The organism is Sinorhizobium sp. Y406 (assembly GCF_058732025.1).
This window is the reverse complement of the sequence record NZ_CM178975.1, coordinates 1,974,204-1,987,012: the sequence shown is the minus strand read 5'-3', so window position 1 is coordinate 1,987,012 and position 12,809 is coordinate 1,974,204. Positions and strand designations below refer to the sequence as shown.

Here is a 12,809-nt window from a genome sequence, read left to right as displayed (position 1 = left end):
GGCCGGCCATGTCGCAAGACTTGACTGAAATTGAGGTCGAAGGCGTCGGGATCATGCGGCTGCCGAGCATGTGGCATTGGGAACGCATCAAAGCGATGCCACGCGGCCCCAACAAGGCGATTGCGCCGGCGGCCTTCGGACTCGGCATGACGATCCGACAGTTCAAACGGTTGCCGGCCGAGAAACAGCGGGAAGCGATCCAGGCCTATTACAAGCTGACGAGCCGCCCATCCCCGAGGTCCGACCGGAAGGTGCCCGCCGCCGCATTCCCAGGAAGAATGAGCGCGTGCCCGAGGAGCGAATGATTGAACTCGGCCGCGAACTCCTGGCGATCAAGGCTCGCTTACCCAAAGGTCATTTCATGCCGTGGATCGAGGAGAAATCCGGCATCACCTACACCGCCGCCATGCGCTTCATGCGTGCTGCAAAAGAGGCTGACAGACAAGAAGCTGCGGCCAAGGATCGCCCAAACGGGCTAATGTGATTGACGACCACCTAGGCCTACAATCTTGGTTTCCAAGGGTCTCCACCGACTTTGGAGTGGCTACGATGACCCCTACGAGATCCATCATTTTTATGCTGATCGCCGCCGCCGGCTCCGGCCTCCTCACGGTTGGCAATGCCCACCAGACCCAAACACAGTGGAGATACCCGCCCGGGTGCTGCAAAGGGAACGAGGTGCGGGGGGATTGCGAACCAATTCCCGGCGCCGAAATCAAGAAGGGGCCGAAGGGATTTTCGGTTTACCTTCGCCCTGGCGATCATCATGCAGCGACGAGAGAGCACTTGTTCTTCGTCCCCTACGGTAACGAGCTTCCTTCGGGAGACGGCGACTTTCACATTTGCCTTCACCCGACCGAAGACCATGTGAACTGTTTCTTTGCCCCACCGGACGGATTTTGAAAGAAGGCCAAGCTTCCGGCCCATGTCCGCCCCGCTGACGCCTACGGGATGCCTCTCTTTCCGCGTGAGAGGCCCATAGGAGGCGGTTTCCAGAGGTTCCGGCATCGGCGGGTAGGGTATTAGCCGCCAAGCCCGAAAACGCGCTCCATTACGGCACCGCGCGGGCGTATGCGGGGCTCGATAGCGAGAGTGTCCCCGTTCCGGCCTGGCAGCCTGTGCCACAGTACTTGCAAGGTTTTCGTGTATAGTTCTTTCCATCAGCGGCAATTGATACGGGCGCTGCTGACTAAAAGACACGAGCGCTTTGGCCCCTCCCCATAGGGAGTTTGCGGTTATGTGTCCCGGTGTAGACTTTCACTCGCTTTCCCTCTCGCCAGATGACCTCGAAGTTCTGCAACGAATTTTCGACCGAGAGCTGGCAACGAGACATATCTCAAGTGACAGCGACGAAGCAGATGACCTTGCGCGAAGGCTCATAGCGCTGTTTCAAGCTGGGGTGAGAACCGAAGATGCTTTGCGCGAGATGGTGAAGGCGGCGTAGGAACTGCCAGACCGCCCCTCGGTGACTTTCGGCGCCCTTGCGCGTTATTGGTCGTATGGCGAAAGCATCGTCGAGAAAGCCGCCCGACACGTCTCCCCCGGACCCCATGCCGGCGCGTGTCGACCCTTGCCTCGCAACGCTCGTCGACAAGCCGCCGACGGGCCCCGATTGGGCGTTTGAGGTCAAATGGGATGGCTACCGGCTTGCCGTCCATATCGAGCCCAATCGCGTCCGGCTGATCACCCGCGGCGGCTATGATTGGACCGATCGTTTCCCGGCGATCGCTGCCGAGGCGCCGCAGCTGAAGGTGAAGACGGCTATCCTTGATGGTGAAGCCGTTGTGCTGGACGAGCAAGGCCGATCGGACTTCGGGATGCTGCAACGGGCGATTGGCCGCCGGCCGGCCGCACATGAGCTTGGCGAAATCATCCTCTTTGCCTTCGATATCCTCTATCTCGACGGTTGCGACTTGCGCCGGCTACCGAAACGGGAAAGACGGCGGCTGCTCGAGCAAATCGTCTTTGCCGGCCGTGACGGTGCTATCCGGCTTTCAGAGGAGGTCCAGGCGGAGGGAGACGAACTCCTCCGCGTCTCCTGCGCACATGGCCTCGAAGGCATCATCGCCAAGCATCGCGAAAGGCCTTATCGCTCTGGCCGGCGCCCGGACTGGCTCAAGATCACCTGCAGTCGCCGCGACAGTTTCGTGATTGTCGGTTTTGAGCCGTCAACCGTTCCAGGCGCGATCGGCCGGTTGCTCCTGGCAGCGCGCAAGGGCGGGGATCTCGTCTATGTCGGCGGCTGCGGAACCGGATGGACGCGCGAAGAGTCCGTGAAGCTTCGCGAGCTCCTCGAGGAGATCCAGACGGATTCGCCAGCGGTGAACCTGAAGCGGAAAGGCGCGGTCTTTACCGAGCCGTTCCTCGTCGCTGAGGTGGAGTATCGCGCCTGGACCGACGAGGGAAAGCTGCGGCATCCGTCATTTAAGGGGATAAGGGAGCGGGCGGACGATGCGACGGTGTTCGACTTTATCGGTGGGTTCACGCCGCAAAGCTCATGAGCACAGTGGCCCCGATGTCCTGGCGTTGAGCAGTTGAGCTATCGCCGTGACCAACTGTGCTATGGCGAAGGGCTTTTCGAGCATGATGCTGTTCGGAACGCCTTTTGACGCCCAATCCGGACCGCCGTCGCCGCTGACATAGACGACCGGCATGTCTGGGTCAATTTCTCTTGCTACACGTCCGACATCCCAGCCGTCTGGAGGCTCGTGGAAATGAATGTCAGTGACCAAGCCGTCTATGGCTGGATCTGCGGCATTCAAACGCTCTACCGCTTTCCTGCCGCTTGCCACCGTTACGACGTTGAACCCGGCCTGTGTGAGAGCGTCTTCAAAATCCAGAAGGAGTACCGCCTCGTCGTCGGCCAGCAATATGGTTACTGGTCCCACCTCATCATGCCCCCGTCAAGTCCGATGTTGCCGAACGCGGGAGGTGGCGAATTCGTTCCCGCCCCCAATTTTTTGAGTTTACCTGATCCCCATCCCCCTGACGGGGCGCAGTATCGCCGGATTGAGTGTATTATTTTAACGACATGGGTAGTCTGAAACGCATCGAGGAACTCCTCATAGAATCCGAAGCGCGCACTTCGAGATGCGAAGAGCACATCGCTCGCCAACGCCAAATCATCGACGCGCTTGAAAGCCGAGGGCATGACGGGCGACTAGCGAGAGAGTTGCTAATCACCTTTCAACAGATCTTGGAATCGCACATGAGGGGCCGGGAAATTCTCTTGCGAGAGGCAACAAAAAAGGCCGGGCTTCCCCGACCTTTCCGACGTCACCTCGTGCCAGTACATCCGTGGTCATGAGGGACGATTGCCCGTAATATAGGCGCTGATTGAGTTTTAATCAACTTCCGCGATTGGTGCCCTCGATCACCTCCAGCGACCGGCGCAGGTTCGATGCGGCTTCTTTCGGTAGCCGCAGCCGCAGCATGATGTCAGCCTTGGGGATGCCATCGCCGTCTTGCGTGATCGCCGCGAAGGATAGCCGGACGATTCCATTCCGCTCGACAGCTTCCGTCACGAAATCCGCGTAGATGGGCGTCACGCCATCGTCGAAGACGACCCGAGGCGGCCCTAAGGGTCAGGCCGGCTGTCTTAAGTTTCGTCTTCGGGCTGTTAGCGTCCGAGCATATGCGCGCTGCTCGAAAGGCCGGCATGAAGCTGATCGGTACCGCCACCACACCGGAGGAAGCGCAGCTTCTCGAAGAAAGGCGAAGGCATCCGCCTCGCCGAGCCCGGCCAGACCCCCGAAGAAGGCGAGATCGCAGGATTGATGCAGTGCCATCAGTCCTTCGACAAACAGCCGCCGAACAGACGAGACAGCACTCGAACAGACAGGAAGAACCCGGGGCGACATGAGATCCAGCGCGTTCCACACAGCGACAGCCCACCACCGGCACGACGATGTGCACATGCGGGTCATGGGTCAGCGCGGATGCGCATGTCTTCGATCATCCGCGCGCAGCGGGGTCGTCCTCTCCTCCGTCATGGCAACCTCCTGTCTGAGGATTGAGAAGGCCCAATCGTCAGGCAGCCTTGCCCGTTCTCAAATGCACGCCGTTTGCGTCGGTGCACGACGCACTCCACAAGCGCCCCTGCCGCGCGAGCGGCTTAGTCCCTCCACCCGTTCGGGACGATCAGCACTTATCGCGACGCAGCGGGAAGCCGACTGCGAATCCCTCTACTTAAGGAGAATCCGCAGCGCCCACAAATTCAGCCTCAAAAGTAGATTTCTGTTGCGCGGAACTGTCCGTTCATTCGCTTGCACTGAACAATGACGTCGATCGAGACCCTCAACAATCTGTCTATGTCATCGCGAGCCAGGTTTCGTCCGCCCTCCGATTCTTTTACGAGCAGCGTCAACTGTTGGAAGGCAAGCTCGGCCGAATCCGCGTGCACGGTGGTTATCGATCCGGGGTGACCGGAGTTAACATTGCGGATGTAATAGAAGGCAGTGCCATCGCGCAACTCCTGCAGAAGAATGCGGTCCGGCCGCATCCTAAGACATGATTCCAGCAGTTCCTTCGGGCCTGCGCTTGAGAGCCCCTGGCCGCCCTTCGAATGGAACAGGCGCACGTGGTTCGGCTGCGAAATGACTAGTTCTGGGGTGTCCTCAATCGAAATGATCCGCTCGTGCTCCGGAATGTGCTTGATCAGCGCTTTCGAAAGCGTCGTCTTCGCCGATCCGGTTGCGCCTGAGATAATGATATTCTTCCGAGCGATCACGGCTTGCCGCAGAAAATCCTTAAAGCGGCCGGCCCGGTATAATGTCTGAAGATCCTGGTCCTGCGTCGAGGAGCCATCGTTGGCTGCTCGCGTCTCGGCGAAAAACTCTCTCTCTTCCAGATCGTCGAGCGTGAAAGTGACCGAGGACGGCTTTCGGATGGTGACGCTAACCGTGTTCCTGGTGGTGGCGGGAGGAACGACGATCTGGATCCGTTCGTCCCCGGGCAGTGTTGCCGACAGGATCGGCCGCGTTTCATCGATGGACTGATGGGAGAAACTGGCCACGGCCCGGGCAAGGCGGATAAGTCTTTCGAAGGTAAGCTCCGGCAGATCATGGGTCCGCCAACCACCGGCGCCTTCCGTCAGCACCTCCCCGGGCCGATTGACGATCACTTCGTAAAGCGACTCGTCTTTCAAGAACTGCGATAATGGGGCGAGCAACTCGCGGACGACTGTAGCGTCAGGGCCCTCGATCATCTCTCGACGCTACTTCGTCACCAGCGTCGAGCGTGGGCTGAAATCCCCCAGCACCGCCCGGCCTAGGACCCTGTTCCTCGGCTCGGTCACCCGCAATCCATAGATGCCGGAAAAGTCGAGATCGCGCGCCACGAAGATAGAGACCAGCTCGCCCTGATGTTTGTTGAGCGTTGGCGGGATGTTGATCGACTGCTCGACAGCGATTGCGGCCGCTTGCTGGCCGGCGCTGGTGGTGCGCTCAGCGTCGACGTCGCTGTCCTGCAGGCGGCTGCCGGCATAGGTCGTGGCGTCGCCCACGATCGAAAGGAGAAGCGCACTTCCGAACCGCTCCCCCCAATGGGTGTCGACATAGCCGTCGACGCCGGCGCGGCCTAGCGCATCCGTCGCGGGCGAGGCCAAGGTAACGATGATACCTTTCGGCGTCTTTGCCCGGTTCCAGAGCACGAACAGCCGCTTCTGTCCTCGCTGAAGGCCGCCGCGATACTCGCCAACGATCTGGGTTCCTTTCTCCATCAGCACGACTCGACCATTGTCAGAAAGGACGTCACGGTTGATCACGCAACTGGTGAAGCCGGGCTGTTCCGACGCCATGGCGGTTTCCAGGACGCAAGGGATCGAGGTACCCATTGCAACGATGAAGTTTCGATTACCGAGCGTGCCGGCACGCGAACCCTCCAGCTTCGTCGGCCGCAGCAACCCGTTGAACCTTTGTTCATCGGCATCAGCCGTATTCTGGCCCATCATGTTTGCATCGAGCGGCAGGAAATTGCCGTCCGTCGACATGGCGGGATCCTCGTTATTACGGCGCGATGTCGCGTTTTTCTGTCCGCCACTATAGGCCATGACGGGCGCCCGCCGCGCCGAGTCGAGCAGCGGATCTTCCTCTTTTACCTCCGCAGTCACGACAGGGGTTGGCAACTTCACTTTCGGTAGCGGCTGAACCGGTTCGATTTTCTCCTTGGCCGGTTCGAAGTTCGTCGTCTGTCGGATGACCACCCGCTCCGGCCGGACGTTTTCCTGCCGTTTCCCTTCCCCGCTCATCGACCACAGAGCGAAGGCGACAAAGGCGACGACGGCCAGCGCAACGGCACCGCGCTTTAGGACGGGATTGTTGTCGATCCTCCTGCCAGGAACTGTTTCGGCCCGCTCGCCCGGTATCCGGCCTTCGTCTTCCTGAACCATGACAAATCCCTACTGCGCCGTATCGGTGTTGGTCCGAACAACCCGCTCAACCGACGGCGAGGTCGTATTGGTGTCCGGATTGATGCCGATCCGGTCATAGGCCTCATTGAAGACGCAAAGCACATCACCTCCCCTTCGCAGGATGAACTTCCGGCCGATCGCGTGGACGAGGACCAGGTTGCCGTCGACGGACTTGGGCACCAGACTCTCGCTGCCGTCCGAGTTCTCAATGTAGATGGCGGGCATCTCCTGATTGCCGATGAAGGCAAAGGTCGTGATCTTGCCATTGTCGTAGACCGACTGTGGCTCCAGTTGCTCAGCGCCTTGTGCGGAGTAACGCCAGTTCCGAGGTCCATAGGCCTCGTGCATCGCCAGAATGTTGTCTGCTTGCTTGGCCTTCGCCGCGATCGCACGAGCTGCGGCCGCCTGGCGGCGGCGCTCGGCCTCATCGGCCGGATATCGGTACTTGACGTAGAAGTAGGTGTTCTGACCAACCTCCACCGTTCCGTCACGCACCGTCAGCTCCATCTGGTAGCTTCGCGTGGAGCCGTCGCGGCGCGTGGTCACCACGGAGATATTGGTGACCGGCTGGTTCTCGCGCGGCTTCAGGAACAAGATGCTACCGGCCGGTGCCACCTCCCAAGCGACACTGTTGCCAAGCGCTACGTGCGCGATCTCCTCGTCGGCGGCGAACTCCACCTGCACCGACGAACGTAGCGAGCCGATAACCCGGGTGATGTTGTACGGCTGGTAGTCGACGAAACGCACACGGCTGTCCTGCGACGCGCCGCGTGGGATTTCGAGGGCAAGCGCCTTCGAGGCGGAGGCTGTAAGAAGGAGGGTTGCGACGAAAGCAGTCCGCATCAGTTGATGGCCTCCGGATCGGCCCGGTATTCGCTGACCGCAAAACCGAGAGGGTTCACCAGCCGATCCGTCGACGACATCGGCGCGTTTGCATAGGAGAAGGTGAGCGTCGCAACCCAATGGGTTGTCCGAACCTCTTCGCCGCGGGTAATCGTGCGCATGTAGCGGACGGATACAACATGCGGATTGATCAGCGAGATCGAGGCGATGCTGATGCGCGCGGTGACGCCGCGCCCATAGGTATTCTGCGGCGACTCGGGATTGCTGCCGCGATAGATGGCCGAAAACCGCGCCTGCTCCGGCTGCGTCGACAGCAAGGCGACAGTGCGGAAGTTCTCCTCCGCCTCGCTCCAGACATAACCCTCCCGGGCGCGGACATATTTTGCGGCGAAGTATTTGGTCACGGCCTCGTCGTAAGTGCCAGCGGTCGAGGTCAGCGCCGAGACGACATCGACAATCCCGGTCGAGTTGTCGACCCGCACGACAAAAGGTTCCACCGTTTTCAGCGGTGTGAGGCCGGCAACGGCGAAAATCGAAGCGCCGGCAAGGGTGCTGGCCACGACGGCAATGGACCAAGCGATGCGCGCTGAGCGCTCAACCTGGATCATCCGGTCCTGATCGAAGCGCCGCGCCTTTTCGAAATATGTCTTGAGTTGGTCGGTCGAAACCATCGCACTACCCCTCGCAAGGACGATAGGATGCGTCGACGTCACGATGGGCGATGGCCAGAGGCCCCTTACTTGCGTCGAAATAGGAGGCAATGCGCAGCGCGTTTACTACATTCGTGTCGGAATGCCTCCGGTCGAGATCGCTATAGCCCTCCCACTGCCACAAGGCGCGATTGAGCGGCCGGCGGGAATAGCCGTCACATTTTGGGAGCGGATAGTTCATTGAGGCGCAACCGCTCAAGATCGCCGTCATAAACAGTAGCAGGATTGGTCTGATCCAGGATGGCCTTTTTCTTGTTCGTGCCATGGGCGTCATGAGCTGGCGTCTTTCGATCTCAATGTCCGCCCGACCGCGCGAACCCCGCGGCCGGCGGCGCGAAAGCCGCGTGAGGCAACCCTAGCGAGCATACTCTCGTGTGCCTCTCGGGCCGCACCGTAGCCGTAGGTCAACGATGCCCCGCCGGAAGCCAGAGCAGAGGCAATGTTGGGAAGCTGGTAGAAGACGTAGACAGCGGCAAGACAGATGGCGCAAAGCGCGATCGGCCGCATCAGCATATCACTGTATCCCTCGATGGCCGTGAAGGTCGTGTTGATGCAGGTGATCAGCAGCGAGCCGACGGCGACGACGAGGACCTGGAGGATCACGAAGTTCGCAAGCTGGCCGATCCATGCCTCGGTGAAGCGTCGCGTCGACTGGAACATGGCGAGCACCACGAAGACCGGCCCGATTGCCAGAACAATGGCGAGCGCCAACCGGGCGTAGAGCGAGACGATGTAGCCGATCGACGCTACGATGAAACTTGCGCCGATGACCATCATGCCGCCGACGCCGGTGACGATATCGCCAGGCCAGGATGCGTGCGACCAGATATCGGTGGCGGACGCCTGCCCCTTGTCGAGCAGACTGTCGAACGTCGAGGCGCTCGGCGCAGAGCCGGTGTTCAGCGCCTGCGAGATCTCGCGCGGCAAGGACTCGAAGAAGATGTCGGTGACGTAAGTCTGGTATTCACTGGCGTTCTTCACCAGCATGACGATGATGGCGAGCCTAATTGCGCGGTAAGCGAAGTCGAGGATCGGCCCCTGGACCGACCCGCGAAGAACAAGATAGCCAAAGAGCACGATATAGAGGGTGATCGCCGCCGTCAGTGGGCCTGAGACCCACTCGGCGATGTTCGACGTTCCAGTGGAGACGAAGTCTTCCAACGGCGTCTTGAATTGCTCGTCGACGAAGGCGAACACCTCATACATGAGCATCAGCCTCCAAGCGACCGACGCATGCGCTGGAACCGCAGCTTAACATCGGCACTTTCCGCGTTCCTGCAGTTTGGGGTGTCGCGAAGCTCGCCCGGATTGTTGCGGCACTTGGTGACGAGGTCAGCAAGTAGCGCTTCGTCCGCGACCAACTCGTCGACAGTGTACGTCCGCTCCGAGCAGCCCGTCAGGCTGAGGATCGCGAGGATAAGGGAAAATCTCCTCATTGCAGTGCTGCCTTCATCGCATCCATGCGCTGGCGCCAGTCCTCGGCCTTGCGCTGTTCATCGACCTGAACCTGCGCTTGTTGCACCATGCGGAGCCCCTCCATCCGCAACACATCCGTTTGAAGGAACGCCTGTTCGGCCTGAAGTCGCGCCTGCAGGTCGGCGATATCCTTGGCATCGCTCGCCGTCGAAATCCTCTCGCGCAACTGGTCGATGCCATCGATGCGCTTGGTCGCCGCATCATAAATTTGCTGCCCGAGGCTCATCTGCCCGGCATTCTTGTTCTGGATGCGGGAAAGCTCCTGCGCGTAAAAATCGTCGGCACTGGTGCGATAGATCGAATTACCCTCGAGGAACTTCGAGGCGGAGTTCCCGAAGAGACCGGTGTCAGTGCCCGTGAACAATCCCTCGATGGCATTGAAGTCTGCCGGCAGCGCCTTGCGGATGGCCGGATCGTTGAGGACGCCTGCGATATCCGCCATTTCGGTCAGTTTGTTGAGCGAGCCATAGAGCTGCTGGGCTTGCTCAATCTGCTGATTGAGGGCGTCGAGCTGCGACTTCAGCTCAGCGATCGTCTCTATGTGCTTGCCGATCGCCGTCTGGTCGATCACCGGAATCCCCTGCCCTGCCGCAGTGCCAGCGGAAACGATGAGCGCTGCCGCAAGCGCCGCGCCGTGAAGTCGATAGGAATCCATTAGCTCGCACTCCTTCTTTGCTGGAAAACGGGAAGCCAATCCTCAAGCCGGTTGCCAACCTCAGCGCGGATCGCCTCGGCTAGCTCGACATTGGCGGTCCGGCCGGAAAGGATGGCGAGTTCGTCATCGAAGCCGCTGAGGCTCAATTCGGCGACGACGCTGTTGTGGCCCTGCTTCAACACGAACCGTCGGCTCTCGACGGAGAGTTCGCGCGCGATCAGCTCAAACTCGCGCTCGGTGAGCTTGAAACCATCGACGTAGTCGCCGCGGTCGCCGCGCGAGTTCGGCAGAAAGATCTGCGTCGGGCATTGTTCGATGATGGTGTGGGCGATCGGCGAGACGATCGCGTCGCGCGGACTCTGCGTCGCGAAGAGCATCAGGCCGTTCTGCTTGCGGATCGTCTTCAGCTTGTTCTGGGCGAGATCGCGGAAGCCTTCGTCCTGGAGCGCCTTCCAGAACTCGTCGATGACGATGATGATCCTGCGGCCGTCGATCAGTTGCTCGACGCGATGGAAGAGATAGGCCATCAACGGTGAGCGAATTTCCTCGTTATCGAGGAAGTCAGTCATGTCGTATCCGACGAACTTGCCGCCGACGCCGAATTCACCGAAGCCGATGTCCTCAATGGCGTTATCGAAGACCCAGCCGAGAGGCCCTCCCCTCTCCCACCGCCGCAGCCTCGCAGCAATGCCTTCGGGATCGGTGTTGTCGAGATAGGTCCTGAGCGCGCCAATCGTCCGGCGCTCCACCGGAAGATCGGCAAGGCCGTCGATGGCGGACGCTATGTCACGGAGTTCGGTCACGCTCAGTTCCCGCGTCGCCGAGCCGACAAGCTTGCCGACCCAGCGAGTCAGGAACACCTTGTTCTCCGGCGTGAGTTCGAGGACCCTCATGGGGGCGCAGCCGGTCGGCACGCCATTCTTAAGGGGCAGATAAGTGCCACCGGCGGCGCGCACGTAGAGATCGGCGCCCCTGTCCTTGTCGAAGAACACCACATGAGGGTCGTGCTTCTCGAGCTGCGACAACATGAAATTGAGAAGCACGGTCTTGCCGGCGCCCGACGGCCCGCAGACAAAGGTGTTACCGAGATCGCCGTAGTGGAAATTGAAGTAGTATGGTGACCCGGATGCGGTCTTGAGCAGGGCGACGGCTGGCCCCCATTCATTGTCGTCCTTCTGGCCAACCGGATAGGAGTGGAAGGGTGATAGAGCGGCGAAGTTCCGCGACGTGATCGCGCCGGACCGGGCGCGGTAGCGGAAGTTACCCGGCAACTGCGCCCACCAGGCCGCCTCAAGGCCGAGATCCTCGCGCGCGACGACGGCACCGCCGCTCGTCAGGCTGGCGCGGGCCTTGGCAAGATTGTCGGTCAGTTCCTTCACTGAGGGGGCAAAGACGGACAGCGTCAGGTGGTGCTCGCCGAGCACGAATCGGTTGGACTCCAGATCGTCCATCGCTTCGTCGAGCTCCTCGATCTGCGAGGCCGCCTTGTCGCCGCTGCTGACCATCTGGTTCTGCTTTCGACCCATGATGACGCGGGCGTCCGCCTTCGAGACGAAGGAGAAGGATTGCGCCAGGATCAGTTCGAAAGGACTGGTAAGCACGCTATCGAGCATGCCGGTCCTGGTGCGGGCCGGATATTCCTTGAAACTCAGCACGCCCGCAAAGCGGCTTTCAGCCTCGTGCCGGATTTCGATCGTTTCGCGGCCGACGATGACACGATCCGAGTAGATCGCCGAGGCAATGCTGCCCTCAGTCAGCGGGATCGGCTCGCGTCGTCCGCCGACGAGTTGATGAAGCACTTCGCTCGGCTCCGAGAATATGAGGCCGTCGTGCTCGTAAAGGGACAACACGCGCGGCTCGAAGCGCTTCAACGCCGCCGTGACGTCCACGATCTTGTCGCGAAGCTGCTTCAAGGCTTCCTCGTCGAGTTCGGCCTCCGCCCGGCGGGCCCGACGCAGGCGCGACAGCAGCTTTGCCGCCTTGTCGGCGGGATCGCGCGCCGGAGACCAGAGGATCGTCAGATAGAGGTCGTTGCGAAACAGGTCCTCGCCCACCATTCGCGTGCGGTACTTGTCGTTGAGCGCCGCCGAGAACGGTGTGGTGAACGTGCCTTCCGGATAACTGTTGTCGCGACGACGGATCAGATGCGTCCACAAGGCAAGCCGCTCGTCGGCGATGTTGCGGTAGAGGGTATTGAGATCGCGATGGAGGGCATTCAGGTCGAGAACATCCGCGGTCTCGAAGGAGACGCCTTCGAGCGCGATCATCACCATCAACGCCCGGGAATCGAGCGCGATCGTCGAGTCGTCGACGTGGCGAACGCAGGGGATGAAGGTCTCCGGACCGAGTTCGCGATATCTGACTGTGGTACGCTCAAGCAAATCCGAGGTCCCTTTCATCGTATTTGCGGGCGAGCTTCAGGGGGCTAAGCGTCGCCCCGCCCCAATAGGCGCTGTTGCGGGATCGGCCGCGTGTCTCCACCCAGGCCAGCAGGATGCGAAACATGTTGTGGTCGTGTTTGACGAGCGCGCGGAACACCAGATGAAAGACGACGCCGACGAGCGCGTAGGCGACCGAGCCGGCGACGATGTAAAGAATGGTCGTCAGCATGATATTCATGCCCATGGCTTCCATCGTCACGCCGGCGATCATCGCCGGCCGGGTGCAGGCGATGAATAGCGTGTCCTCCTCGAGTGCCGGCCGTGAGTCCGCCATG

At 60.6% G+C, this 12,809-nt stretch carries 15 protein-coding genes and 1 pseudogene; 3 read left to right on the top strand and 13 right to left on the bottom strand.

Annotation, left to right across the window (positions count from 1 at the left end; all coding sequences use genetic code 11):
* Nucleotides 1-8: 8 nt before the first annotated feature.
* The 3 genes from AC4P1R_RS26235 (at nt 9) to ligD (ending at nt 2,501) form a co-directional block, all read left to right on the top strand.
* Nucleotides 9-305 carry a hypothetical protein gene (locus tag AC4P1R_RS26235; RefSeq protein ID WP_225193282.1) on the top strand — a complete coding sequence of 99 codons (297 nt, stop codon included), beginning with the start codon at nt 9-11 and terminating at the stop codon, nt 303-305.
* Nucleotides 302-484, top strand: a complete 183-nt coding sequence (locus AC4P1R_RS26230; protein WP_492178292.1) for a DUF3102 domain-containing protein — start codon at nt 302-304, stop codon at nt 482-484. The genes AC4P1R_RS26235 and AC4P1R_RS26230 overlap by 4 nt, the downstream gene beginning before the upstream one ends.
* A 1,015-nt stretch (nt 485-1,499) precedes the next feature.
* Entirely contained in the window at nt 1,500-2,501 is a 1,002-nt protein-coding gene (ligD, locus tag AC4P1R_RS26225) for a non-homologous end-joining DNA ligase (RefSeq protein WP_225193334.1), read from the top strand.
* Here ligD and AC4P1R_RS26220 read toward each other — a convergent pair.
* The 13 genes and pseudogenes from AC4P1R_RS26220 to AC4P1R_RS26160 all read right to left on the bottom strand — a co-directional run bounded on the left by AC4P1R_RS26220 (nt 2,496) and on the right by AC4P1R_RS26160 (nt 12,808).
* Nucleotides 2,496-2,888, bottom strand: a complete 393-nt coding sequence (locus tag AC4P1R_RS26220; protein ID WP_492178291.1) for a response regulator — start codon at nt 2,886-2,888, stop codon at nt 2,496-2,498. The two genes, ligD and AC4P1R_RS26220, sit on opposite strands and share 6 nt — an antisense overlap.
* 459 nt (nt 2,889-3,347) lie before the next feature.
* Nucleotides 3,348-3,548, bottom strand: coding sequence for a hypothetical protein (locus tag AC4P1R_RS26215; RefSeq protein WP_225192271.1), 201 nt, complete (start codon nt 3,546-3,548; stop codon nt 3,348-3,350).
* Between the two features lie 251 nt (nt 3,549-3,799).
* A pseudogene (locus AC4P1R_RS26210) lies at nt 3,800-3,948 on the bottom strand (transposase); the annotation flags it as partial.
* Nucleotides 3,949-4,222: 274 nt separating this feature from the next.
* The gene (gene virB11, locus AC4P1R_RS26205; RefSeq protein WP_492178290.1) at nt 4,223-5,206 is read right to left on the bottom strand and encodes a P-type DNA transfer ATPase VirB11; all 984 of its coding nucleotides are present in this window, start codon (nt 5,204-5,206) and stop codon (nt 4,223-4,225) included.
* A gap of 9 nt (nt 5,207-5,215) precedes the next feature.
* On the bottom strand, nt 5,216-6,388 hold the full coding sequence (virB10, locus tag AC4P1R_RS26200) for a type IV secretion system protein VirB10 (protein ID WP_492178289.1): 1,173 nt from the start codon (nt 6,386-6,388) through the stop codon (nt 5,216-5,218).
* Nucleotides 6,389-6,397: 9 nt separating this feature from the next.
* Nucleotides 6,398-7,252, bottom strand: coding sequence for a P-type conjugative transfer protein VirB9 (gene virB9, locus AC4P1R_RS26195; protein WP_492178288.1), 855 nt, complete (start codon nt 7,250-7,252; stop codon nt 6,398-6,400).
* The gene (locus AC4P1R_RS26190; protein WP_069461252.1) at nt 7,252-7,923 is read right to left on the bottom strand and encodes a VirB8 family type IV secretion system protein; all 672 of its coding nucleotides are present in this window, start codon (nt 7,921-7,923) and stop codon (nt 7,252-7,254) included. The genes virB9 and AC4P1R_RS26190 overlap by 1 nt, the downstream gene beginning before the upstream one ends.
* 4 nt (nt 7,924-7,927) lie before the next feature.
* Nucleotides 7,928-8,236: a hypothetical protein gene (locus tag AC4P1R_RS26185; protein WP_151613305.1), complete on the bottom strand. Its 309-nt coding sequence runs from the start codon at nt 8,234-8,236 to the stop codon at nt 7,928-7,930.
* Nucleotides 8,233-9,168, bottom strand: a complete 936-nt coding sequence (locus AC4P1R_RS26180; RefSeq protein ID WP_192803792.1) for a TrbL/VirB6 family protein — start codon at nt 9,166-9,168, stop codon at nt 8,233-8,235. Before AC4P1R_RS26180 ends, AC4P1R_RS26185 begins: the two co-directional genes overlap by 4 nt.
* Nucleotides 9,169-9,173: 5 nt before the next feature.
* On the bottom strand, nt 9,174-9,398 hold the full coding sequence (locus AC4P1R_RS26175; protein ID WP_151613303.1) for an EexN family lipoprotein: 225 nt from the start codon (nt 9,396-9,398) through the stop codon (nt 9,174-9,176).
* Nucleotides 9,395-10,093 (bottom strand): P-type DNA transfer protein VirB5, encoded by a 699-nt coding sequence (gene virB5 / locus AC4P1R_RS26170; RefSeq protein ID WP_151613302.1) that lies wholly within the window; start codon nt 10,091-10,093, stop codon nt 9,395-9,397. Before virB5 ends, AC4P1R_RS26175 begins: the two co-directional genes overlap by 4 nt.
* Nucleotides 10,093-12,474, bottom strand: coding sequence for a VirB4 family type IV secretion/conjugal transfer ATPase (locus AC4P1R_RS26165; protein ID WP_151613301.1), 2,382 nt, complete (start codon nt 12,472-12,474; stop codon nt 10,093-10,095). The genes virB5 and AC4P1R_RS26165 overlap by 1 nt, the downstream gene beginning before the upstream one ends.
* Nucleotides 12,467-12,808, bottom strand: a complete 342-nt coding sequence (locus AC4P1R_RS26160; protein WP_069461258.1) for a VirB3 family type IV secretion system protein — start codon at nt 12,806-12,808, stop codon at nt 12,467-12,469. Before AC4P1R_RS26160 ends, AC4P1R_RS26165 begins: the two co-directional genes overlap by 8 nt.
* Nucleotide 12,809 lies beyond the last annotated feature (1 nt).